The organism is Rhodococcus sp. NPDC057529 (genome assembly GCF_042802055.1).
Taxonomy (GTDB): Bacteria; Actinomycetota; Actinomycetes; order Mycobacteriales; family Mycobacteriaceae; genus Rhodococcus_F.
This window is the reverse complement of record NZ_JBHVEY010000001.1, coordinates 479,744-505,176: the sequence shown is the minus strand read 5'-3', so window position 1 is coordinate 505,176 and position 25,433 is coordinate 479,744. Positions and strand designations below refer to the sequence as shown.

Annotated in this window: 9 protein-coding genes; 3 read left to right on the top strand and 6 right to left on the bottom strand. The window is 70.2% G+C overall.

Features of this window, described 5'->3' with window-relative positions:
* From ACFU5V_RS02320 to ACFU5V_RS02310, 3 genes are all read right to left on the bottom strand, one after another.
* Positions 1–15,424: amino acid adenylation domain-containing protein (locus ACFU5V_RS02320; RefSeq protein ID WP_378696515.1), on the bottom strand; the 15,424-nt coding region annotated here is incomplete at its 3' end.
* A gap of 308 nt (positions 15,425–15,732) precedes the next feature.
* A complete protein-coding gene (locus ACFU5V_RS02315; protein ID WP_378696513.1) occupies positions 15,733–16,932 on the bottom strand; it encodes a diguanylate cyclase domain-containing protein in 1,200 nt (399 codons plus the stop codon).
* A gap of 79 nt (positions 16,933–17,011) precedes the next feature.
* On the bottom strand, positions 17,012–17,815 hold the full coding sequence (locus tag ACFU5V_RS02310; protein ID WP_015888572.1) for an alpha/beta fold hydrolase: 804 nt from the start codon (positions 17,813–17,815) through the stop codon (positions 17,012–17,014).
* A 110-nt stretch (positions 17,816–17,925) separates the two neighbouring features.
* On the opposite strand from ACFU5V_RS02310, the gene ACFU5V_RS02305 reads away from it, so the two are divergent.
* Positions 17,926–18,861: a methionyl-tRNA formyltransferase gene (locus tag ACFU5V_RS02305; protein WP_378696511.1), complete on the top strand. Its 936-nt coding sequence runs from the start codon at positions 17,926–17,928 to the stop codon at positions 18,859–18,861.
* Positions 18,862–18,948: 87 nt separating this feature from the next.
* Here the strand turns inward: ACFU5V_RS02305 and ACFU5V_RS02300 are convergent, their stop codons facing one another.
* Positions 18,949–20,706 carry an ABC transporter ATP-binding protein gene (locus tag ACFU5V_RS02300; protein WP_378696509.1) on the bottom strand — a complete coding sequence of 586 codons (1,758 nt, stop codon included), beginning with the start codon at positions 20,704–20,706 and terminating at the stop codon, positions 18,949–18,951.
* A complete protein-coding gene (locus tag ACFU5V_RS02295) occupies positions 20,703–22,433 on the bottom strand; it encodes an ABC transporter ATP-binding protein (RefSeq protein WP_378696507.1) in 1,731 nt (576 codons plus the stop codon). The genes ACFU5V_RS02300 and ACFU5V_RS02295 overlap by 4 nt, the downstream gene beginning before the upstream one ends.
* Before the next feature lie 166 nt (positions 22,434–22,599).
* On the opposite strand from ACFU5V_RS02295, the gene ACFU5V_RS02290 reads away from it, so the two are divergent.
* Positions 22,600–22,773 (top strand): hypothetical protein, encoded by a 174-nt coding sequence (locus ACFU5V_RS02290; protein WP_005244525.1) that lies wholly within the window; start codon positions 22,600–22,602, stop codon positions 22,771–22,773.
* Between the two features lie 33 nt (positions 22,774–22,806).
* Positions 22,807–24,354: a trehalose-6-phosphate synthase gene (locus ACFU5V_RS02285; RefSeq protein WP_378696505.1), complete on the top strand. Its 1,548-nt coding sequence runs from the start codon at positions 22,807–22,809 to the stop codon at positions 24,352–24,354.
* On the opposite strand, the gene ACFU5V_RS02280 is transcribed toward ACFU5V_RS02285, so the two are convergent.
* Positions 24,324–25,334, bottom strand: a complete 1,011-nt coding sequence (locus ACFU5V_RS02280; RefSeq protein WP_378696503.1) for an NAD-dependent epimerase/dehydratase family protein — start codon at positions 25,332–25,334, stop codon at positions 24,324–24,326. The genes ACFU5V_RS02285 and ACFU5V_RS02280 overlap by 31 nt on opposite strands.
* Positions 25,335–25,433 lie beyond the last annotated feature (99 nt).

Sequence of the window (25,433 nt, the reverse complement as noted above, 5' to 3'; positions counted from 1 at the left end):
CGGCGAGTTCGGCCACCGTGGAACTGTCGAACACGTCCCGGATGCCGATGTCGACGGCGAACCGCCCACGGACCCGGCCCACCAGCCGCATCGACGCCATGGAGTTGCCGCCGAGGTCGAAGAAGTTGTCGTGGACGCCCACCGACGGCAGGTGCAGGATCTCGGCGAACAGGTCGGCGATCTCCTTCTGCTCCGGCGTCTGCGGGGTGCCGTCCCCGGTCAGGGCCGACCAGTCCGGCAGCGGCAGTGCCTTGCGGTCGTGTTTCCCGTTGGGGGTCAACGGAAGTTCGCCGTCCAGCACGACCACGAGGGTCGGCACCATGTAGTCGGGCAACCGCGCGGCGGCGTGGTCCCGCACAACCTGCGGGTCGATCTGCCCCGCCCCGTGCCCGTCGGCCGGGGTGACGTAGCCGACGAGGCGGACGATGTCGCCGGACCGATCGGCGACGACCGCAGACTGCTTCACGGCCGGATGGCTTCCGAGGGCCGCGATGATCTCGCCGAGTTCGATGCGGAACCCCCGGATCTTCACCTGGTCGTCGACGCGCCCGAGGAAGTCGATGTTGCCGTCGGCCCGCCAGCGCGCCCGGTCACCGGTCCGGTACATGCGGGTGCCCGCGTCGCCGAAGGGGCTGGGCACGAACCGGACCGACGTGAGGTCGGGCCTGCCGAGATACCCGCGGGCCAGTCCGCGGCCGGCGATGTACAACTCGCCCGCCACCCCCGGCGGCACCGGCTGCAGGCGGTCGTCGAGGACGTACGCCTGCTCGTTGGGGTCCGGGATGCCGATCGGCACAGCGGAGTTCCACCCGGGCTGCGCCTGCCACAGCGTGTTGTTGACGGTGGCCTCGGTGAGACCGTAGGCGGCCAGCAGGTTGAGCCGTTCCGCCCACCGTCCGATCAGTTCCGGCGGCACGGTCTCCGTGCCCACCAGCACGGTGCATCCTTCGGGGACGTCGCATCCGGACGGCAGCGCCGCCAGCAGGGACGGCGGAATGATCGCGTGCGTCACGGAATGCGCAGCCATGAAATCGGTGAGTTCCGGCCCGGCGACGCGGGACTCGTCGGGCACGATCACCAGACGGGAGCCCGTGCAGAGCGCCATCGACAACTCGAAGACCGCCACGTCGAATCCGATCGACGCGAACTGCATCACCACCGAGCCCGGGATCAGTTTCATCCGTTGTTCGGCGGTCGCGACGAGGCTGGGGATCCCGTCGTGAGTGAGGATCGCGCCCTTGGGTTTACCGGTGGAGCCCGACGTGTAGATGACGTACGCGGCGTGGTCCAGGCCCCGCGGGGGCAGCGGCACCGGTCCGCCGGGCCCGGACTCGAGTTCGGCGACGACGGCCGGGTCGTCCAGGAGAACGCGAACGAGGCCGTCGGCCTCCGCGATGCGCGGACTCTCCCCCACCGTGGTCACCAGCACCCGCGCGGCGGAGTCGGCGAGCATGTAGGAGATGCGGTCGGACGGGTGGTTCAGGTCGAGCGGCAGGTACGCCGCCCCGAGCTTCAGCACCCCGAGCACGACCGCCACCATCTGCGCAGACCGCGGGACCGCCAGACCCACAACACCTTCGGTCGAGACACCGCGGCGATGCAGCAGCGCGGCGATCCGGTCGGCGCGGGCGCTCAGCTCCGCGTACGTCACCTCGCCCGCGGCGTCGACGACGGCCACGGCGTCGGGGGTCGCGGCGACGTGGCGCGCGAACGCCTCGTAGAACGTCTCCTCCGCCACCGGCTGTGCGGTGTCGTTGAACCCGTGCACCACCAGTTCACGTTCCTCGCCGAGGAACACGTCGAGGTCGCCGACGGCGCGCCCCGAGTCGGACGCGACGGCGCCGAGCACCTGGACCTGCCTGCGTGCGATCTTCTCCGCGGTGGCCCTGTCGAACAGGTCCGAACCGTATTCGAGGCGCAGTTCCACCCGTTCGTCGTCGAGGTATTCGGTGAAGTTGAACACCAGGTCGAACTTGGCGGTGCGTTCCTCGAACGTCACCGGGGTGAGGGCCGATCCGGGTGCGAGAACCGCATCGGACGTCCGGCTGTGGTAGCCGACCATCACCTGGAACAGCGGGTTCCGGGCCAGGGTCCGCGCCGGATTCACCTTCTCCACAACGGTTTCGAACGGGACGTCCGAGTGCGAGAACGCCGCCAGGTCGGTGTCGCGGACCCGCTCCAGCAACTGGTCGAACGTGGGGTTGCCCGACACGTCCGTCCGCAGCACCACGGTGTTGACGAAGAACCCGATCAGGTCGTCGAGGCCCTGTTCGCTGCGGCCGGCGACCGGCGCCCCGATCGGCAGGTCGTCGCCCGCGCCGAGCCGGTGCAGCAACGCCGCCGACGCCGCGTGCAGCACCATGAACATGCTGGTCCCCGACGTCCGCGCGAGCGAACGCAGCGCCCGCGTCGTCGCGGCGTCGAGCGTCGTCTCGATGGCGCCGCCCGCGAAGCTGGGCCGCGCCGGACGGGTGCGGTCGGCGGGGAGCACCAATTCCTCGGGCGCCCCGTCGAGGGTCTTCGCCCAGTAGTCGAGTTGCCGGCTGACGAGGCTGGACTTCTCCTGCGGATCACCCAGCACGTCGCGCTGCCACAGCGTGTAGTCGGCGTACTGCACGGCCAGCGGCTCCCACCCCGGTGCCGAACCCTGCGCGCGAGCGGCGTACGCCGTCATCAGGTCCCGCAGGAACGGCCGGTCCGACCACTCGTCGGTGGCGATGTGGTGCAGCACGATCGCCAGCACCTGCTCGTCGCCGACCCGGATGAGGCTCGCGCGCACCGGGATCTCGGTGGCGAGGTCGAACGGCCGGCCGACGGTCTCGGTGACGAGCCGGACCAGATCGGCCTCGGTGCCGTCCACGACCGCCACGTCGGGGCGGACGTCGTCCAGGATCACCTGCACGGGTTCCCCGTCGTGCTCGCCGAACACGGTGCGCAGCGACTCGTGCCGGGACACCACGTCGGTCAGCGCCTGCTCGAACATGCCGGGGTCCAGTGCGTCCCGCAGTCGCAGGACGATCGGGAAGTTGTAGGCGACGGCGGCGCCCGCGCCCGCCTCCACCTGCTGCAGGAGCCAGAGGCGTTGCTGCGCAGCGGAGAGCGGCAGATGCTCGGGCCGCGGCCTGGCCGCCAGCACCGGACGCGTCGACGTGGTGTCGTCGCCGATCCGGGTGGCGAGTTCCGCCACCGTCGGCGCCTCGAACAGGTCGCGCATGGTGAGGTCGGTGTCGAGCGCGGCCCGTGCCCGGCTGATCAGCCTGGTGGCGAGCAGCGAGTGACCGCCCAGGTCGAAGAAGTCGTCGTCGACCCCGGGAGCGGGAACGCCGAGGACCTCGCCGAACAGTTCGGACAGCACCCGTTCGGTGTCGGTGCGGGGTTCGGTGCGCGCACCTCCGCTGCGGCCGAGCACGTCGTCCGCGGACGGCAGTGCCGTGACGTCGAGTTTGCCGTTGACCGTCATCGGCAGCCGGTCGACCTCGATGACCGCGGCGGGCACCATGTAGTCCGGCAACGTTGCGCGCAGCGCCTGTGAGTACTTGTTAACGTCCGGCGGTTGACAAGTACTCACGGGTACGGCGTAGCCGACGAGCCGCTTGAACCCGCCCGGGCCCGAGTCGACGACGACCGCCGCCTGGCGCACGCCGTCCAGCGCTTCGAGCGCCGAGGCGATTTCGCCGAGTTCCACCCGGTGACCGCGGATCTTCACCTGATCGTCCGTGCGGCCCAGGAAGTCGAGGTTCCCGTCGTCACGCCGGCGGACGAGGTCGCCCGTCCGATACATACGTACGGATTCACGGAAGGGGTCGGCGACGAAACGCTCCGCCGTCAACGCGAACCGGTCGAGGTAGCCGCGGGCCAACCCGACCCCGGAGATGTACAGCTCACCGGGAACGCCGTCGGGAACGGGGCGCAGCCAGGCGTCGAGCACGTACGCGGACGTGTTCCAGATCGGTGTGCCGACGGTGGGCGTCGCGCTGTCGGCAGTGCCGGCACCGAGCGTGTTGATGGTGTACTCGGTGGGACCGTACAGGTTGTACCCGCACGTTCCGTCCGTGTCGCGCAACCGGTTCCACACCGAATCCGACACCGCTTCGCCGCCGAGAAGCACCAGCGGCGGCCGGTGCCTGCCCGGGCCGTCGTCGAGCAGACCCTCCTCGATCAGGTGCTGCGCGTACGTCGGTGTCACGTTGACGACGTCGATCCGGTGGGTGTCGCAGTAGGCCACGAGCGCCTCGGCGTCACGCCGCAGGTTCTCGTCGCAGATGTGGACCTCGTGGCCCTCCACCAGCCACAGCAGTTCCTCCCACGACATGTCGAACGCGAACGACACGGTGTGGGCGATGCGCAGTCGCCTGCCACCCGCCGCGGCGACGACGGGCTCGAAGATCGCCTCCCGGTGGTTGAACTGCATGTTGGTCAGGCCGCGGTACGGGGTGACGACGCCCTTCGGCTTGCCGGTGGACCCGGACGTGTAGATGACGTACGCCGGATGGTCCAGGCGCCCTTCGGTTCCGGGCGCGAACCCGCCGAGTTCGGCCTCCGACAGCGGTACCGACGCGACCGTGCCGAAGTCGAGGGTGTCGACCGCCAGCGTGTCCACGGTGGCAGCGGCGAGCGTCCCCGCGACGTCCGACGTGGTGACCAGGACCGTCGGCCGGGCGTCGTCGAGCATCGCGACGAGACGCTCGGCCGGGTGGTCGAGTTCGAGCGGCAGATACGCGGATCCGGTGCGCAGGACGGCGAACAGCGCCACCACCATCTCCACCGACCGCGGCAGCGCGAGCGCGACGATCCGCTCCGGTCCCGCGCCGCGGCCCAGCAGGAGCCGCGCCATCCGGTTCACGTCGGCGTCGAGTTCGGCGTAGCTCACGGTGCGGTCACCGAACACGAGCGCGGTCTCGTCCGGACGGACGCGGGCCGCGTCGGCGAAGAGGTCGGCGATGGTTCTGTCGGGCAGGGCCTTCGGCTCGGCCGGCGCGGGCGTTGCGGCACCGGCGATTCCGCCGACCACACCCGACAAATCCGTGGACCACTCCTCGAGCACGGTCACGTACCGCGACAGCATGCGTTCGACCCGCGACGCCGGGATCTTCTCGGGGTGGAACTCGAACTTCACCTTCACACTCGCGCCGGGGGTCACGACGACGGTGACCGGGTAGTGCGTGTGGTCGATGCTGTCGCCGCCGCTGATGTCGTGCGCCGCGTTGAGCGCCGACACCTGCTTCTCGTCCACGAAGTTCTGCAGCACGTACAGCACGTCGAACAGTTGGCGGTGCTCGGAGACCCGCTGGATGGAGGCGAGCCCGAGGTAGTCGTACGGGGTCAGCGCCAGCCGCTCGGACTGGGTGCGCCGCAGCAGGTCGGCGACGGTCTCGTCGGCGCGCAGCGTCGTCCGGACAGGAACGGTGTTGAGGAACATTCCGGTCACCGCGTCGATGCCGGGGACCTCCGGTGGGCGTCCGGCCACGGTGGTGCCGAACACGAGGTCGCGGCGTCCGGTCTCGATTCCGAGGACGACGGCCAGCGCGGCGTTGAGCACGGCGTTGAATGTGACACCGGCACCGCGGGCCCCGGCCCGGAGCCGTTCGCTCAGGTCCATCGGCAGCACCGCGTCCCGGCGCTGCGGCGGCTCCGGCTCCCCTGTGATCGTCGCGGCGAGCAGCGTCGGCTCGTCGAGCCCGGCGAGGGCGTCGGTCCACGCCGCCTGCGCGGCGTCCGCGTCCCGGGTGGCCAGCCACCGCAGGTAGTCCTCGAAAGAACCTTCCGGGGCGGCGAACCCGGAGTCGTCGCCGCCCGATTCGTAGAGCGCGAGCAACTGGCTGACGACGAGACCGTTGGACCATCCGTCCCACAGCAGGAACTGCCGGTTGATCACGAGGCGGTCGTGGGCGTCGCCGAGCCGCAGCACCATGGCCCGCCACAGCGGCGGGGACGTGAGGTCGAACGGTGTCAGCCGGTCCTGCGCCGTCAGTTGTGCGGCGTAGGAGTTGCGTTCGGGCTCGCCGAGTTCGCGCAGGTCGAACTCGGCGACGGGCACGTCCAGTCCGGTGCCGAAGAACTGCACCGGCGCGGGCAGGCCCGCACTGACGAATCCCGCCCGCAGCGTGGGGTTTCGGCGCTGCAGGGTACGCAGCGCGGCGGCGAGCCGATCGGTGTCGAGGCGGTGCTCGAAGTCGAGGGAGAACTGTGCCGTGTAGATGTCGTTGCCGGAGTCGAACCCGGCCTGGAAGTACAGACCCTCCTGCAGCGGCGACAGCGGCAGCACCGTGTCGATCCCGCTCGGACTCGCCAGCGCGATCCGGTCGATCTCGTCCTGCGTCAGCGTCACGAGCGGGAGGTCGGACGGCGTGAGCATCGCCGGTCCGTCGTGTTCTGCGGCGGCGTCGGCGAGTTCACGAAGGGCGGCCACCCAGCCGTCGCTCAACGCGACGGTGTCGGCCTCGCTCAGGTCGGCGTCCGACCAGGCGAACACGGCCTGCAGTTCGCTGCCCTCTGCGGATTCCTCGCACAGCGCGTTGATCACCAGACGGTACGGACCGCCGAGGTCGGCATCGGGATCGGTGGCCAGGGAGTCGGATTCGACCGCGGGTGTCCAGGGTCCGGGCGCGGCGTGCGGCATGCGGCCCAGGTAGTTGAACAGCACCTGCGATTCGGACCGCGCCGCGAGGAGACCGGCGGTGCGCGCGTTGACGTACCGGAGCATGCCGTAGCCGATGCCGCCGTCGGGCGCGCCGCGCAACTGTTCCTTGACGTCCTTGAGCGTGTCGAGTGCGCCCGCCCGGCTGCGCAACCGGACGGGGGTGACGTTGGTGAGCCAGCCGACCGTGCGGGAGAGATCCACGCCCTCGGCGAGTTCTTCGCGCCCGTGCCGCTCGAGATCGACCAGCAGGTCGTTCTCCCGTCCGCGCTCGGCGAGCCAGCGGTCGGCCGACAGTCGCAGCGCCGCGAGCAGCACGTCGGTGATGTCCGCGCCGACGACCGCGGGCACGGTGGTCAGCAGGGCCGTCGTGAGTTGCCGGTCCAGGCGGACCGTCCGCCGGGCGCCGCTGCTCACGACGGCAGGCCCGTCGGTGCCGGGCACCAGGTCGGCACCGGGTTCGGTGACCCGCAGCCAGTGGTCGAGTTCGGCCAGGCGGGCCGGTTCCTGCGCCTGCTCGGTGACGATGCGGGCGAATCCGCGCAGCGACGTGGGAACCGGGTCGAGTGCCGCGTTCTCGCCGCTGTCGGCGGCCACCCACGCCATGGCGAGGTCCTCGATCAGGGTCCGCCACGACACCCCGTCGATCACCAGGTGGTGCGCGACGAGCAGCAGCCTGCCCAGTTCCCGCGGGCCGGCGTCGAACCACACCGCCGACAGCATGGTGCCGTCGTCGGGGTTCAACCGGTCGGTGGCGGCATCGGATTCGGTTGCCACCGTCTCGCGCAGCGCGTCGGCGTCGAGTCCGGTGACGTCGACGCGGCGCACCGTGACCTCGGCGGTCGCGGCGATCTCGAGCGACCACACGCCCGGTGCGTGCCGGGTGAGCGTCTGCCGCAGGCCGTCGTGGTGAGCGACCACCGAATTCAGGGCGGCAGCCAGCACGGCACCGGTGGTGCCGGCCGGTGTGTTCAGCAGCACGGCCTGGTTGAAGCGGTTCTTTCCGCCGCTCCACTCGGACAGCCGGTGGACGACGGGCAGAGGCAGCAGGACGCCGATGCCCGATTCCTCCACCCGCGGGGCCGGTGCGACGGCGGTGGCCGCGACCAGTCGCGCGAGCGCGGCCGGTGTCCGCTGCTCGAAGATCTGCCGCGGGGTGACGGTGATTCCCTCGCGGCGCGCGAGATTCACCAGCCGGATGGCGAGGATGCTGTCGCCGCCGAGAGAGAAGAAGTCGTCGTCCACCCCGACCGCCCCGAGACCGAGAACCTCGGCGTAGTGGGCGGCGAGCACAGCCGCTGAGCCGCTCTCCACGACCGGAGCGGAGCTCGCCTGCCCCGAGGCCATCTGCGCGGAGAAGTCCGGCGCGGGTAGGGCTTTGCGGTTCAGCTTGCCGCTGGGGCCCAGCGGGAATTCCGTCACGTCGACGAACGCGACGGGCACCATGAACTCCGGCAGCGCCGAGGCCAGGCGCGCACGGACGTCGTCGAGATCCGCATCCCCGACGACGTACCCGACCAGCTGCTGCCGGCCGGGCGCGTCCGAGCGCACGACGGCGGCGGCCTGCCGCACGCCGGGGCAGGCGGCCATCTGGGCTTCGATCTCGCCCAGTTCGATCCGGAAGCCGCGCAGCTTCACCTGATCGTCGATCCGGCCGAGGTACTCGACGGCACCGTCCGCGTCGACCCGTGCGACGTCACCGGTCCGGTACATGCGGGCCCCGGCGCGGGAGAACGGGTCGGCGACGAAGCGTTCCGCGCTCAACCCGGGCCTGCCCAGGTAGCCGCGGGCGAGCTGCGGCCCGGACAGATAGAGCTCACCGGCGGCACCCGCGGGCACGGGCTGCAGGTACCGGTCGAGCACGTAGAGTCCGGTGTTGGACGTCGGCAGGCCGATCGGCACGGACGGCGCGGCCGCGTCGATTCCCTGGACGGACGCGGCGTAGCTGACGTCGACCGACGCCTCGGTGGGACCGTAGAGGTTGTCGAGTTCCACCCCGGGCAGGAGTTCGGCGACGCGCCGCGCGGACGCCACGGGCAGCGCTTCACCGCTGCAGGAGATGATCCGCAGACCGGTGCACCGGGCGGCGGCCGGCTCGGCGAGGAACACCTCGAGCATCGACGGGACGAAGTGCACGCGCGTGATCGCCTGCCGCACGATGACGTCGGCGAGGTACGCAGGGTCCTTGTGACCGTCCGGCCGGGCGAGCACGAGCGTCGCGCCGGCGAGGAGCGGTCCGAAGAATTCCAGCACCGACACGTCGAAGCTGGACGGCGTCTTCTGGAACACGTTGTCCGAAGGGGTGATCGGACGGAACCGCTGTACCCACAGCAGGCGGTTGACGATGCCGGTGTGCGGCACGACGACCCCCTTGGGCCGTCCCGTCGAGCCCGACGTGTAGATCACGTAGGCGGGGTGCCGCGGTGCGAGCGGGACACCGGTCAGCGGCTCGGGCGAGTACCGGTCGGCGTCGGACACCCGGACCTCCGGGACGCCGGACCCGGCGAACGTCACGGTGCCGTCGGTGAGCACGCACACCGGCTGCGCGTCGGCCAGCATGTACGCCAGCCGATCCGCGGGGTACCCGGTGTCGAGCGGAACGTACGCGCCGCCCGCCTTCCCGACCGCGAGCAGCGCCACCATCAGATCCAGCGAACGCGGCAGTGCCACCGCGACCTTCGACTCGGGTGCCACCCCACGCTCGACGAGCAGCCGGGCGAGGCGGTTGGCGCGCGCGTGCAGTTCCGAGTACGTGAGGTGGTCGTCCTCGAACACGACGGCGACCGCGTCCGGTGTGCGCTCGGCCTGCTCCTCGAGCAGGGCCGTCACCGTCGTGTCGGGGAACTCCACGTCGACGTCGCGCAGTGCCGTCTCAATCGGCTCACGCGACGCCAGCGGGACGGCGGACACGGTCTGGTCGACGTCGCGGGTCAGCTCGGCGAGATAGGCGATCGTCGACTCCGCGAACCGGGTCGCGGTCGCCGCATCGACGCGGGCGGCGTCGTACTTCAGCTCGAGCGTCAGCGCGTCACCGGGCATCACGATCAGCGTCATCGCGTACGGCGGATGCTCGTCGAAACGGATGCCGGTCAACTGCACCGCACCCGTGGGATCCGCGACCGCGCCGTCGCCGAGCGGATAGTTCTCGAACACGACCAGCGTCTCGAACAGGTTCTGCAGTCCCGCTTCCTGGCGCAGTTCGGCCAGCCCGAGGTACTGGTGGTCGAGCAGCGTCGACTGCTCGTGCTGCCACCGGGCGAGCGTCGCGGCCACCGTGTCGGTGGCCCGGTACCGCAGCCGGGTGGGAACGGTGTTGATGAACAGGCCCACCATGGTCTCGATGCCGGGCAGGTCGCCGCCGCGGCCCGACACCGTCGAACCGAACAGCACGTCCTCGCGGCCGGTGAGGCGGCCGAGGACCAGGCCCCACGTGCCGTGCACCAGCGTGCTGAGCGTCAGTCCGCGGGCCCGGCCCACCGCGGTGAGGGCGGCGGTGTCTTCCGGCGGCACCGCCACCCGGACACTGCGAATCCGGGACTCCCCCTTCAGCGTGGGGGTCGGCAGTTCCACCGGCTCGGGAGCGTCGGCGAGCGCCTCCCGCCACACCGCGAGCGACGCCTGACGGTCCCGCGTCCCCAGCCATTCGAGGTAGTGCCGGTAGGGCGTCGGCGTCGGCAGCGCCTGCGGCGTCCCCTCGACGCTGTACAGCGCCATCAGCTCCCGCAACATCACCGGCACCGACCACCCGTCGGCGACGATGTGGTGAATCGACTGCAGCAGAAGGAACTTCCGGTTCTCTACCCGGGCGAGCGTATAGCGCAGCAGAGGTCCGCGGGCGAAGTCGAAGCCCCGCGCCCGGTCCGCCGCCAGCACTTCCTCCACGCGCGGCGCCGGATCCGCGACGCCGGTGAGATCGAGTACCTCCATCGGCACCCGGACGTTTTCGCCGACCACCTGAACCACCCGGCCGTCCGACACCGCCCGCACCCCGACCCGCAGGGCCGCGTGCCGGTCGACGACGGCCTGCAGTCCGCGGTGCAGCGCCGCCGCGTCGACGGGCCCGGTCAGTTCGACCACCTGCTGCACCACGTACGGGTCTGTGCCGGTGTCCTCGAACGCCGACTGGAAGTAGATGCCCTCCTGCAGCGGTGTCAGCGGCAGCACGTCGGCCGCCCCCGCCAGCGCGTCCACATCCGGCTGCGTCAGTGAGACGAGCGGGAAGTCCGACGGCGTGTGACCGCCGAGGCGGTCGACCCCGGCGAGCACCCGCAGCACCGCGGTCCACTCGTCGGCGAGGGCCCGGACGGCGTCACGGGTGAGCACACCGGGCGCCCACGTCAGCGTCGTCCGCAGCACCGGACCGTCGGCGCCGTCCTCGGCGATCACGTCGAACGCGAGGGCATGCCCGAGCGGCATCCGCGGGTCGTCGGCGCCGCCCATCGCCCGCGGCAGCCAATCGGCGCCGGCGCCGGACGCCACCCGTCCGAGGTAGTTGAACAGCACCTGCGGTGCCGGCGCGTGCCCGAATTCCGGTGTCGCGGCACCGAGGTACCGCAGGGCGCCGTAGCCGAACCCGGCACCCGGGATGCGGCGCAACTGGTCCTTCACCGCCTTGAGTGCGTCGGCGATGCCCGCCTCGTCCGCGGCCGCACCGGGGTCGAGCACCACCGGGTAGACGGTGGTGAACCAGCCGACGGTCCGGGAGAGGTCCAGGGCTGGTCCGCCGGCGCGGCGCACGAGGTCTTCCTCGCGTCCGTGCCCCTCGACGTCGAGGACCACGGGGCCGGGTTCGGCGTCCCGCCACCGCTGCAGCGCCACCGCGGCGCCGGTGAGAAGTGCGTCGTTGACGTGGCCGTGGAACGCTGCGGGCACCGTGGACAGCAGCGGCCCGGTGAACTCCGCAGGCAACGTCACGGTGAGGGTTTCGGCGTGACCGGCGAGGTCGACGGCCGGGTCGAGCGCACGCGAGCCGATCAGCGCGTCGGGGGTGGCCGCGACGTCCGCCCAGAACGACAGTTCCCGGTCGAAGGCGCCCGACTTCGCGCGCTCGTCCAGCAGTTCGGACCAGCGGCGCAGCGACGTCCCGACCGGCGGCAGTTCAGGAACGTCCCCGGCCGCCGCGGCGGTGCCCGCGCGGGCGAGGTCTTCGAGGATGATGCGCCACGACACCCCGTCGACCACCAGGTGGTGGCCGATCAGCAGCAACCGGCCGGATCCCTCGACCGCGGAGAACAGGACGGCCTGCAGCATCGTGCCCGCGTCCGGGTCGAGCCGTGCGACGGCCGCGCGGGTCTCGCTGTCGAGTTGTTCGGCGCTGCCGTCGAATTCGACGACCCGGAGGATTCCGTCGACCGCCGCCGGGGACGGTTCCGGCACGGAGAGTGTCCAGTGGCCGGTTCCGTTACCACGGACCAGCGTCGCGCGCAGGGCGTCGTGTCGCTCGAGCACCGCCGCCAGGGCCGCCCTCACGGCACGTTCGTCGAGGGCCGCCGGAGTCTGCACCAGCACCGACTGGTGGAACGCGGCGATCTCGCCGCCCCGCTCGGCGGTGCGCGCGAGGATCGGCGTGCTGCGGACGTCACCGACCGCGACATCGTCCGAATCCACGGCGGCCGCGGTCCGGCCGTCCTGCGCCAGGGCGAGCGCCTCCGCGGTGCGGAGCTGGAATATCTCCCGCGGGCTGATCGAGAGCCCTTCCCGCCGAGCGTGGTTGACCAGCTGGATCGCCACGATGCTGTCGCCGCCCAACGCGAAGAAGTCGTCGGTGACACCGACCGAGTCCACCCCGAGGACACCCGCCATCAGCGCAACCAGGGTTTCCTCGGCGGCGGTGCGGGGCGCGACGTTCTCGCCGGCCGCGGCGAGGTCCGGCTCGGGCAGTGCGCGCCGGTCCAGTTTTCCGTTGGGGGTGAGCGGGAACCGGTCGAGGACGACGAACGCCGACGGCACCATGTACTCCGGCAGCTTCGAGGACGCCCAGACCCGCAGCTCGGCGACGTCCGGCACCGAATCCTGCTTCGCCACGACGTAGGCCGCGAGATACTGTGCACCCGTCGGCGTTTCCCGCACGACGACGGCGCTGTGCCGGACGGCGGGATGCGACACGATGCCCGCCTCGACGTCCTCGAGTTCGAGCCTCATGCCCCGGATCTTCACCTGGTTGTCGGCGCGGCCGAGGAAGTCGAGGGTGCCGTCCGGCGCCCACCGGGCGAGGTCGCCGGTCCGATACAGCCGGGAACCGTCGTCCGCGAACGGGTTCGCGACGAAGCGGGACGCCGTCAACCCCGGTGCGTCCACATAGCCGCGCCCGAGGAGGAATCCGCCCGCGTACAGTTCGCCGCCGGCACCGAGCGGCACCGGGTTCAGGTGCTCGTCCAGCACGTACAGTGCGGTGTTGGGGTTCGGGCGCCCGATCGACGTCGCGATCCGCGCGGCGTCCTCCCGGTAGATCACGTGCGACACCCCGATCGTGGCCTCCGCCGGACCGTAACCGTGGTACATCGTGATGGCGAGTTGCGCGCGGAACCTCTCGAACAGCCGGGGTGTGAGAACCTCACCGCCGCACCACACGTGCTTCAGCGCCGACAGCCGGTCCGTGCCCCGGGACAGGTCGAGCAGCACGTCCAGCATCGACGACACGAGGTAGACGAACGTCACCGACTCGCGCGCGATCAGGTCCAGGAGATACTGCGGGTCCCGTTCTCCGCCGGGCTCGGCCACCACCAGCCTGCCACCCGCCACCAGCGGCAGCAGGACCTCGTTCACGGAGATGTCGAACGACAGCGGCGCCTTGAACAGCGACGCATCCGAAGGTCCGAATCCCAGGATCTCGTCGCGCTGCCACAGCAGTCGCGCGCAGACGGCCTCGTGCCGGATCATGGCCCCCTTGGGCCTGCCCGTCGAACCCGACGTGAAGATGACGTACGCCAGCCGCGCGCCCTGCACGGTCACGATGGGCGGTTCGGCCGGCTGCCCGGCGTGCGCCCACGCCGCGAGGTCGACGGGCACGGCCCGCTCCCCCGCGTCGGTGACCCCACCGGGGCCGGTGAGAACGAGTGCGGCCCCGGCGTCGGCGAGCACCGACGTCCGGCGGTCCTCCGGCCACGACGGGTCGAGGGGCACGAACGCCCCACCCGAGCACATGACGGCGAGCAGTCCGATCACCATTTCCGCGGAGCGCGGAAGGCCGATCGCCACAACGGTTTCCGGCCCGACACCGCGATCCTGGAGGTGGTGGGACAGCTGCGCCACCCGCTCCCCGAGCTCCCGGTAGGTGAGCCGGACGTCGCCGGCGATCAGGGCCTCGGCATCCGGTGTCCGCGCCACCTGGGCGTGGAACAGTTCCGGGACCGTCACCGATTCCTGCGGGGACGCCGTGTCGTTGAACTCCACCAGCAACTGCCGGCGCTCGGCCGCGGTCATCGGATCGAGAGACGCGATGGGCTGCGCCGGGTCGGCGACGATCTGCCCGACGAAGTGCTCGAGCCGACGGCGGTGCTCCTCGAGCTCGGCCCCGAGGCCGGCCGGGGCCCGGAGGTCGATCTGGATGGGCTCCGAATCCTGCCCACCGCGGATCGAGAAGTCCAGGTCGCGGACCGGTCCGGTCGCCGAACCGCGCACCCACGCCGGGAATCCGCCGAACGTCGGCGAATGCTCGAACATCATGGAATTGATTCCGGGACCGAAGATCTGGCGGTCCGGGTCGATCGACCGCAGTTCGCGGGCGAGGTCCTCACCGCGGTAACGCCCGTGCCGCAGCACCGAGATCAGCGTCGTGTCGATGCGGGTGGCGAGCTCACCCACCGTCATCTCGGGATCTACCTGCACCCGGAGCGGCAGGATCGTCGAGCACATCCCCGGGATGCGGCGCAGTTCCCGCCCGACCCGCGCCGTCATCGGCAGCGACAGCGTGAGGTCGCGGCGGCCGGTGAGCCGGTGGATGTAGGCCACGACCGCGGCGAGCGGCAGCCGGGTGCGCCGGATCCCGGCGTCGGAGGCGAAGGCGTAGAGCGCGTCGGCGTCGTCCCCGTCGATCTCGACGAGGGCGGAGATCGGCGTCCCGGAGTGGTCGACGACCTGCGGCAGCAGCCGGGGCGGTTCCGGCGCGTCGACGACCTGCCGGACCCAGAAGTCGCGGTCGGATGCGAAACGCTCCGAGGAGCGGTAGTCGCGATCGGACGCCACGAGGGTGTCGAGGGGCCACGACGACGTGGACGTCTCGAGTTCCGGGTGGTCGTATCGATCGACGACGTCCGCCACGAGCAGGGTGATGCCGTACCCGTCGATGAGACTGTGGTGGTAGCGCTGATACCAGATCACCGACTCGTCGCCGGTGCGCAGCAGGGCGTGCCGGAACAGCGGTTCGTCGCCCTCGATGTCGACGACGGTCTCCATGTCGCGGTCCATCCACCCGCGCGCACTCGTGTCGGGATCGGCCTCGCGGCGCAGGTCCACGACGCTCAGGGTCCACTCGCCGGGCGCTGTCGGCACCTGGAGCAGTTCGTTGCCTTCGCCGCGCTCGAAGCGCACGTGCAGGGCGTCGGCGCGTTCGACGGTCTTCCGGATCGCCTCGACGGTCCGGTCCAGATCGATCCGGCCCGCGACCTCGACGACGAGCGAGAGGTTGTAGACCGGGCTGCCCGGGTTCAGTTGCTGCCCGACCCACACCTCGGACTGCGCGGCGGTCACCGGCAGCGCGACAGGCGTCGCACCGGCGCCGGTCGAGGAAGAAGCGCTCTCAGCCGAAGGGTACTGAGGGCGCGCAGCCGCCGAGTGGTCCGGAGACATGGGTGATCCGATCGTCCGTCGAGAGCGCCCGTCCAACGACGGGCACCCGAAGGAGTTTAGGTTAGGCTACCCACCAGCAACAAGCCGGTTGCCAGCAAGTTCACAGGCGATGGTTATCACAGCGGCACTTCCGGTTCAATCTCCCAGGCCGCGTGTCCCCCGCACCGCCGACAGAATCCCCTGCGCCAAACCGGTCGCGACGTCGGGTTTCCCCACGCAAACATACCGTGCGCTCATTCACTCGGGTGGCACCGACGGCCGTCGATTCCCGGGTGCAGCCGCCCAGCAACCGCCGCCGCCCGGACGACCTATTCGTGCCAGACCGCGGTGTTCCCGCCACGACGCTTGGCGGCGTAGAGGGCGATGTCGGCGTGATGGAGCAACTCGTCGACCGTGCGAGCCGACGTGCTGTGCGCCATCCCGACGCTGATCGTCACGACGAGCCGTTCGTCGCCGACGTCGATCGGCGTCGTGATCGCGGCGAGCATCCGGTCGACCACGTCGTCGACGTCCAGTTCGTCGACGTCGGGGAGGATCGCGACGAACTCGTCGCCGCCGAGCCTGCCCACCGCGGACGGCGTCCGCATCGCGTGCCGCAGATGCGCCGACACCGCCTGCAGGATGCGGTCGCCGACGCGATGCCCCCGAGTGTCGTTGACCTCCTTGAACCCGTCCACGTCGAGGAACAACGCAACCGCCGGACCCACGCCGGGCTCGAACAGGCGCTGCAGATGCTCGGTGATGGCGGCGCGATTGAGCAGCCCGGTGAGACTGTCGTGTGTGGCCTCGTGCAGAAGCAGCGCATGCGCCTCCTCAGCCTGCTTCTGGGCGGTGACTTCCGCGGTGACGTCCCGGAAGTGCACGACCAGCGCGCCGGCATCGGCCGCGGCGGTCACCTCGATCGTCGCCCCCGGCGAATACAGCGAATCCGCCCGGGTCTGCTGCTGCGCGCCGGTGGCGAGAACCTTGCGGCACAGCGCGTCGAAATAGCTGCCCTGTGTTTCGGGGAGAACCTCGGTGACGACGCGGCCGAGCAACTCCTCCCGCGACCGGCGCACGTGCCGCAGGCAGCCGGAGTTGGCGTAGATGATCCGCAAATCCTCGTCGAGGGCCATGAACCCCAGACCCACCCGGTCGAGCAGAGACGCGAGTTGCGCATCCCGGCCGGCGACGTGTCCGAGTTCGATGACGACCCCCGTCAACTCGACAGCGGCCCCGGACGCATCGGTGGTGACGTCGATGCTGCGGGTGAGGATGTACCGGGTCGACCGATCCGGCAGCACGATACGGAACACGCATTCCGCGCCGACCGAGCCGGCGGTGTCCCCGAACATCCGGCGCACCGTGCCGATGTCCTCGGAATGGACGCGCTCCCGCCACAATTCGAGCGGCGGCAGGGAACCGTCGTCCCCGAAGATGGCGGCGGCCTTCTCGTCCCACCACAAAATGCGGTTCACGACGTCGTACCGGACGATGCCCACCCCGAGGCGCGGAATGCCCAACGCCATCAGATCCTCGCCGTCACCGTGATCGTCCCCCAGCCACTCGAAGATCCACCCTACTCACAACGGTGGCGGCAACCACGGGTCAGTTGGCGAGGAACTCGAGCAGTACCTTGTTCACCACTTCGGGCTGTTCGAGGTAGCCGTAGTGCCCCACGTCGGGGATCTCGTAGTACCGGGCGGACGGGATGGCCTCGGCCACCTCACGCGAGAGGTACGGCGGAATCATCCTGTCGTCGGCGAAACCGACGGACAGGCACGGCGCCGTGATCGCCCGGTAGGCCTGCCTGCGGTCGAAGCTGCGGTCCATCTCCATCTGCGCACGCACGCCGTCCGACGTCCGGCCGCCGCTGAACTCGAACAGGTCGAGCCAGTCGCGGGCCGTGTGCGGGTCGACGAGCGACGCGGGCGACAGGTTCATCACGGCGGTCACCGCGGCCCGGTACTTGGCGGGGAGTTCGACCCCGCTGTCGTGGAGGGCGCGCTCACCCTCGGTGAGGGTCTGCTGGAAGTAGTCCATGCGGGCGTGACCGGCGAGGAAGGCCGCCTTGAGCACGAGATCGGGGCGGGACAGGGCCAGTTCCTGCGCGACACGGGCACCCATCGAGGTGCCGACGACACGGGCCGGTCCGCCGCCGAGGTGCTCGATCAGTCCCGCGGTGTCCGCGACGAGGTCGTCCATGGTGATCCCGTCGACGCTCTCACCGGACGGCGCGATGCCCCGGTTGTCGAACGTGCAGACGCGGTAGCCGGCGTCGACGAGCGCGGGGGTCTGATGCAGATCCCATACCCGTCCCGGGCTTCCGGTTCCCATGATGAGCACCACTAAATCGCCGGATCCCTTGACCTGGTAATTCAGGGGGATCCCGTTGATCGTGGCGATCGTCATCTTGCCTTCCTTCCATGGCCGGTCTCACCGAAATAGATTGGATAGCCTAAGCTGGCTTTGCTGCCGCTCAATTGCGGCGCTGACCGACAAGCTCGTCCAGGAGGACCGCGTTGAGAGTCGCCACACTCGGATATCAAACCTGGGGTCACCGTACCCTGCAGGCCCTGCTCCAGTCCGACCATGAGGTCGTCCTCGCGATCACCCACCCCAAGAGCGACCACGTCTACGAGCAGATGTGGGCGGACTCCGTCGCCGACCTGGCCACCGAGCACGGTGTACCCGTGCACATCGCCACCAAGCCGGACGAGAACTTCAAGGCCGCGCTGAAGGAAGCCGACCCGGACATCGTCGTCGCCAACAACTGGCGCACGTGGCTGCCACGGGACGTCTTCGACTCTCCCCGCTACGGCACCCTCAATATTCACGATTCGCTCCTGCCCAAGTACACAGGATTCTCCCCGCTCATCTGGGCGCTCATCAACGGGGAAGAAGAAGTAGGCCTCACCGCGCACCTGATGGACGAGGAACTCGACGCCGGCGACATCGTTTTGCAGAGGTCGACGCGGGTCGGGCCGACGGACACTGTCACCGATCTGTTCCACCGCACCGTCGACATGATCGGCCCGATCACCCTCGACGCGCTCGCACTGATCGAGTCCGGTCGCACGGACTGGACGCCGCAGGACCGCTCGCAGGCCACGTTCTTCCACAAGCGCGCCCCCGAGGACAGCCGCATCGACTGGACGTGGCCCGCCGACGCCATCGAACGCCTCGTCCGCGCGCAGTCCGACCCGTACCCGAACGCCTTCACCCATTTCAAGGGTCAACGCGTCCGGGTCCTGAAGGCCGCCGTATCCGACGGAAATTACGGTGGAACGCCCGGGCGTGTCTTCATCCACGAAGGCGACGGAATGGTCATCGTCGCCGGACCCGACGCCCGCACCGGACAGAACAAGGGCCTCAAGATCCAGCGCGTCCGCCTCGACGACGGCACCGAACTCGCCGGGACCGACTTCTTCCCCCACGGCGGCGGCTACCTCAGCTGACCGTCCCGTCCGTTACTACCGGGTGGATGTACCTTTCGACGCCTCAGCAGCGCCGAGCGGTACATCCACCCGAGGTGTTTCCGGGATTTATCGCCCCTCCCACGCCGACCACAGCTCGGCGTAGCGTCCGCCGGCGGCGACGAGCCGGATGTGCGGACCTTCCTCGACGATCCGGCCGTGTTCCAGCACGACCACCCGATCGGCGGCAGCCGCCTGCGTCAGCCGGTGAGCCACCACCAGCGTCGTGCGACCGCGGGTCGCGGCCTCCGCCGACGCCTCGAGTTCCCGCGCACCCGCACTGCCCGCTTCGGCCGTCGCCTCGTCCAGGATCGCGACCGCCGGGTTCGCGAGGACGAGCCGGGCCAGAGCCAGTTGCTGCGCCTGCGCGGCGGTCAGCTCGTGTCCACCCTCCCCGACCACGGTGTGAACGCCCTCGTCCAGAGCGGTCACCCAGCCGTCGGCGCCGACGGCCTTCAACGCCATCGCCGCGTCCTCCTCGGACGCGTCGGGAGCCGCGAGCCGCAGGTCGTCGATCAGCGGTCCGGCGAACACGTGGACTTCCTGGCTGACGATCGCGACCCGGCGCCGGAGATCGCCCGGCTCGAGGTTTGCCAGCGCGATTCCGCCGATGCGCACCGATCCCTCGGTGGGGACGATCGACCCGGCCGCGATCGCCGCGACCGTCGTCTTGCCCGCCCCGGTCGAGCCGACGAGGGCGACACGTTCACCGGATGTCACGCGCAGGGTGATGCCGTGCACCACTTCGTGGCTGCCGTCGTAGGTGTGCCGGACGCCGTCGAGTTCGAGCGTCGCGTCCGTGTTCTCCCCGACGTTCTCCCCGGCGGCGGTACCGGCGGACGATTTTTCGTCGAGGTCGACGACGCCGACGAGCCGCGCCAGGCTCGCGCCGGCCGACTGCACCTCGTCGAACGTGTACATCAGCATGCCGATCGGATTGAACAACCGGTGGAAGAGCAGTGCCGCCGTGGTGGTCTGGCCGACGGTGACGATGTCCGCGTTCACCAGCGCGAATCCGGCGGCGAGGATGGTGGCCAGCCCCACGAACTCGGCCCGGTTGCCGCGTCCCGCGAACCGGGTGAACAGTGCGAAGACGCCGACGGACAGGTCGCGGGCCTTCTCCGACGCGCCGTTGATCTGACCCAGGTGGCTGTCTTCGAGTCCGTAGGCGCGCACCGTCCTGGCTCCCTGCATGCTGCTGATCAGGGCCTGCGAACGCTCTCCCATCGCGACGCGTTCGGCGGCGTACACGGGCGCGGACCGGGGCAGGTACCAGCGCATCGCCAGCGCGTACATCGGCAGCGCCACCATCCCCGCGAGTCCGAGCCGCCAGTCGATGCCGAGCATCGTGACCATGCTCAGCACCACCAGCAGGACCGCCGTGACGAGGTTGGGGACCACGTCGGTGACGGCCTTGCCGATCACCGCGACGTCGTCGCCGACACGCGACAGCAGGTCGCCCTTGCCGGCGCGTTCGACCGTCTGGATCGGCAGCCGCAGCGCCCGGTCGACGGTGCGCTCGCGCAGGTCCGCCAGGATTCCCTCGCCGAGACTGCGGATCAGGTACGACGCGAACCCGGCGCACAGTCCGCCGATCACCGCGGCGGACGCGATCACCGCGACCACCCAGCCGATGGTGGACGGCGGCGCACCGTCCTGGACGCGGTCGACGAGGACGCCGAAGACATAGACGGGGACCAGCGCCATGCCGGCCGCGACAGCCGCCACCAGCAGCGTGAAGACGCTCCGGCCGCGGCGCCGTCCCAGCTCGGACCTCAGCCACGCCCACGTGTCGCGCGCGTTCGCGATGGGAAGCAGTTCACTCATCGCAGGACCGCCTGACGGTAGTTCGCGTTCTCGGTGGCCAGTTGCGAGTGGGTGCCCTCCCCGGCCACCGTTCCGTCGTCGAGCACGACGACACGGTCGGTGACGGACAGCAGCGCGGGGCTGCTCGTGATGAGGATCGTGGTCTGGCGGCCCGCGACCGTCGGAGACGTCGGATCCAACGCGACCGTGCGATGCCGGAGGTCCGCGATTCCGCCCGCGATCGTGTGTTCGGTGACGGCGTCCACCGCCGTCGTCGGATCGTGCAGCACCATCACCGGCGACTGCGCCACCAGTGCGCGGGCCAGGGCGACGCGCTGGCGTTGACCGCCGGACAGCGAGGATCCGCGGTCGGCGACCTCGTGATCGAGCCCCTCGGGGTGTGCGTCGACGACATCGACCGCCGCCGACGCGGACAGCGCCGCCTGCACTTCGGACGGCGTCGCGCCGGGCCTGCCCGCGGTCACGTTCGACGCGACGGTTCCGGAGAACAGGTCGCCGTTGTGCGGTTCGACGAGCAGTGTCCGGCGGGCGTGCGAAAGATCCGCGTCCGACAGACGGACCCCGCCCACCGTCAGTTCGCCGTCGTAGCGGTCGGGCGGAATCTGCCCGGACAGCAGCGCGGCCAGCGCCTCCGCGTCCTGTGGGCGGTACGCGACCACGCCGAGCAGTTCGCCGGGGGTGACCCGGAGGTCCAGTCCGCTCAGCGACCGGTAGGACACGCCGGTGAGGCTGAGTTCGCTGCCGTCGAGTGTCCGGCCCGACCCGGCGGGCAGCAGGGGTTCCGCGTCCAGTACGAGCGCGAGGCGGTCCGCCGACGCGCGGGCGAGGGCGAGGAACCCGGGCAGGCCGGCGAGAACGCCGAGCGGTTCGATGAAGAACTGGGACAGCCCGACGACGGTGATCAACTCGCCGATGGTGATGCGGCCCTCGAGCGCGAACCAGCCCGCGAAACCCGCGACTCCGACGGCGAGGAGCGCGCTGACGGTCATCGACACCCCGGCGAACACGGCGGAACTCTTCGCCGTGTGCAGGGTGGCGCCGAGTGCGTCGCGGCTGGCGGCCCGGTACCGGCGCGACGCCGGCACCTCGGCGCCGATCCCGCGCAGGGGCCGGAGCCCGCTGACGAGGTCGGTGGCCATCGCGGACGCCCGCGCGACCGCCGCCTGCTGGTCGGTGGCGCGGCGGGTGATCAGCGGCGCCGCGAGTTGGAGAAGTCCGAGGATGACGGGGGTGCCGACGAGGACGGCGAGGCCGAGGGGCACGTCGATCAGCAGCAGGGCGATGGCGGATCCGATCGCCGCGGTGAGGGCCGCGGCGGCGCGCGGGGTGATGTCCGCGATCCACGCCGCGCGGTCGGCGTCCGACGTCGACACGGACAGCAGCTCGCCGGCGCGCAGGTCGGTGCGCACTCCGCGCGGGTCGAGGATGCGGTGCGCGACCTCCATCCGCAGCCGGTGGGCCTCGTTCTGCATCGCCACGACGATGAAACGCGCACCGTAACGCCAGGCCGCGGTGAGCACCAGGAACAGCAGTGCGAGGGCGCACAGCCACACCACGAGCGCGACCACGTCGCCGGTCGCGACGGCCCGGTCGACGATCACACCGATCGAGATCGGGACGAGCGTCTCCGCCACCTGATGCAGGCAGACGAGTACCGTGCCGATGCCCAGCCGACCCCGATTCCGCACCAGGGTGCGACGCAGAATTGCGGTGCCACCAGTCTTCACGCGCGTAACTCCCAACGCCGACGCTTCCCCACCCACCACCAAGTAAGCGGACCCTAACTAGATGAACCCTAATCGATGGGCAACTAGCGTTGACATGCCCGGTTCTCATAGAGTCGCCGATACGAACTACTGCGCGTGACGCAGCAGCAAGCCCGAGAGGACAAAGATGGCCGCGAAGACGACCGCCGAAAACGACATCGCGGACGAGGATCTCGAACCCCTAGCCGACGAGACCGCCCGCCAGGCGCAGCGCGTAGTCGCTGCATACGCCGAAGATGCCGACGAGTGCAGGATGCTGCTCTCCATGCTCGGAATCGGACCCACCACCAAGCTCGACTGAGAATTTCATCCACTTCGACTGCGAAGGAAGCCCGTGGCTGCCAGTTCGGAATCGTCAGCATCGTCATCACGCTCGACTTCTGATCCGGTTTCCGGGCAAGCCGACTTCGTCGTCGTCGCGAACCGGCTCCCCGTCGATCTCGAACGCCTCCCGGACGGCACCACCCGCTGGAAGCGCAGCCCCGGTGGCCTCGTCACCGCGCTCGAGCCGATCCTGCGCCGCAACAAGGGCGCATGGGTCGGCTGGGCGGGGGTCCCGGACGCCGAACTCGATCCCGTCGTCGAGGACGATCTGGAGCTGTACCCCGTTCCCCTGAGCGCCGCGGAGATCGCCGACTACTACGAGGGCTTCTCCAACGCCACCCTCTGGCCGCTCTACCACGACGTCATCGTCAAGCCCGAGTACAACCGCGACTGGTGGAACGCGTACGTCGAGGTCAACCGGCGTTTCGCGGAGGCCACGTCGAAGGCTGCCGCGCAGGGCGCCACCGTGTGGATCCAGGACTACCAGCTGCAACTCGTTCCGAAGATGCTGCGGATGCTCCGCCCCGACCTCACCATCGGGTTCTTCCTGCACATCCCGTTCCCGCCGGTGGAACTGTTCATGCAGATGCCGTGGCGCACCGAGATCATCGAGGGCCTGCTCGGCGCCGATCTGATCGGGTTCCACCTCCCCGGCGGCGCCCAGAACTTCCTCTACCTGGCCCGCAAACTCGCCGGCCAGCAGACGTCCCGCGGCAACGTGGGCGTCCGCTCCAAGCTGGGCGTGGTGCAGGTGGGTTTCCGCACGGTGCGCGTCGGCGCGTTCCCGATTTCCATCGACTCGGGGCAGCTGGACGAGCAGTCCCGGTCCAAGTCCATCCGCGATCGGGCCAAGAAGATCCGCAAGGAACTGGGCAACCCCAAACACATCATGCTCGGCGTCGACCGCCTCGATTACACGAAGGGCATCGACGTCCGCCTGGCCGCGTTGCACGAACTGCTCGACGAGAACCGCGTCGACCCCGCCGACACCGTGCTCGTGCAACTCGCGACACCCAGCCGTGAACGCGTCGAGAGCTACGTCCACATGCGCGGCGAGATCGAGCAGTCGGTGTCGCGGATCAACGGCGAATACGGCGAGGTCGGCAGGCCCGTCGTGCACTACATCCACCGGCCCATTCCCCGCGACGAACTGATCGCGTTCTTCGTCGCCGCCGACGTGATGCTGGTGACCCCGCTGCGGGACGGCATGAACCTGGTCGCCAAGGAGTACGTGGCGTGCCGGAGTGATCTCGGTGGCGCGCTGCTGCTGAGCGAGTTCACCGGCGCGGCCGCCGAACTGCGCCAGGCGTTCCTGTGCAATCCGCACGATCTCGACAGCGTCAAGGACGCGATGGAACAGGCCCTGAATCAGGAGAAGGAAGACGGCCGACGCCACATGCGGGCCCTGCGCAGGCAGGTCCTCGCACACGACGTCGACCGGTGGGCCCGGTCCTTCCTCGACGCCCTCGCGCACGGCGGCGCCGCGGGCCCCGCGCTGATCGCCCCCGCCGAGGTCTCCGAGTCCGACTACACCGAGGACGCCACCGGGGACAACTGACCTCCCCGGCTCAGCTGACCGGACGTCACGAGGAAGGCGACGAAGTCGCGGATCGTCTCGTCGGCGGGACGCGGAGCGTAGCCGAGTTCGGACCGCGCCTTGCCGCCGTCGACGACCGGTGCCGCGAGCAGCGCCGACATCGCCGACCGCGACAGCACGTCCGACCCGAACCGGGTCCCGATCGGTTCGGCGATCGGCAGCACGCGTTCGATGACGCTGAGCGGGAACGAGTACAGCGGCCCCCGACGGCCCGCCGCACGCGCTGCCCTCCTCACGACATCATGCATGCCGAGCATGTGCCCCGAGATCAGGTAGTTCTCACCGGTCCGGCCCTTCTCGCCTGCGGCGATCAGTCCGGCGGCGACGTCGCGGACGTCGACGAAGTCGAATCCGCCCTGCACGGCCGCGGGTACCCGACCGCGGGCGGCGTTGCGCAGCAAACTGTTCACCCGCGACAGCCCGTAGTCGGCGGGCCCGTACACCCCGGTGGGGTTGCAGATCACCGCGTCGAGGCCGGCGTCGACCACCTCGCGGAGTTCGATCTCGCCGGCCCATTTCGACCTGTCGTACACGGGGATCGACGCGCCCACGGACCGCGGGGAGTGCTCGTCGAGCGTTGCGCCGCAACTGCTCTGGTCGAAGGAGTGCACCGAACTGCAGTGCACCATCCGCCGAACCCCCACCGCGAGAGCGGCTTCGGCGACGGTGCGAACACCCTTGGTGTTGACGGTCCACGCCAGGTCGTCCTTCTGGGCGAGGGTGATCATCGCGACCAGGTGGTAGACCACCTCGGCGCCGTCCAGCGCCTGCTTCATGGATTCGACGTCGAGCACGTCCGCGTTGACCCACGTGACCCCGTATTCGGGTGCGTACCGGGAACGCACGCGGTCGATGGCGGTCACGTCGTGCCCCGCCTCGACCAACAGATTCAGCAGATTGTTGCCCACGAATCCCGCGGCGCCGGTTACTGCAACCTTCATCGACGACTCCCCGTTCGGTTGTGGCCGTGCGACACAGCGTCGTGCGTCGACACTCGGCCAGGAGACCCCGACACTACTAGAACTTGTTTCATTTTGTGA

Excerpts from the sequence above, each read along its gene's own strand:
- ACFU5V_RS02315 (WP_378696513.1), bottom strand. The coding sequence starts at position 16,932 with ATGGCGTTGGGCATTCCGCGCCTCGGGGTGGGCATCGTCCGGTACGAC.
- ACFU5V_RS02310 (WP_015888572.1), bottom strand. The coding sequence starts at position 17,815 with ATGACGATCGCCACGATCAACGGGATCCCCCTGAATTACCAGGTCAAG.
- ACFU5V_RS02300 (WP_378696509.1), bottom strand. The coding sequence starts at position 20,706 with ATGAGTGAACTGCTTCCCATCGCGAACGCGCGCGACACGTGGGCGTGG.
- ACFU5V_RS02290 (WP_005244525.1), top strand. The coding sequence starts at position 22,600 with ATGGCCGCGAAGACGACCGCCGAAAACGACATCGCGGACGAGGATCTC.
- ACFU5V_RS02280 (WP_378696503.1), bottom strand. The coding sequence starts at position 25,334 with ATGAAGGTTGCAGTAACCGGCGCCGCGGGATTCGTGGGCAACAATCTG.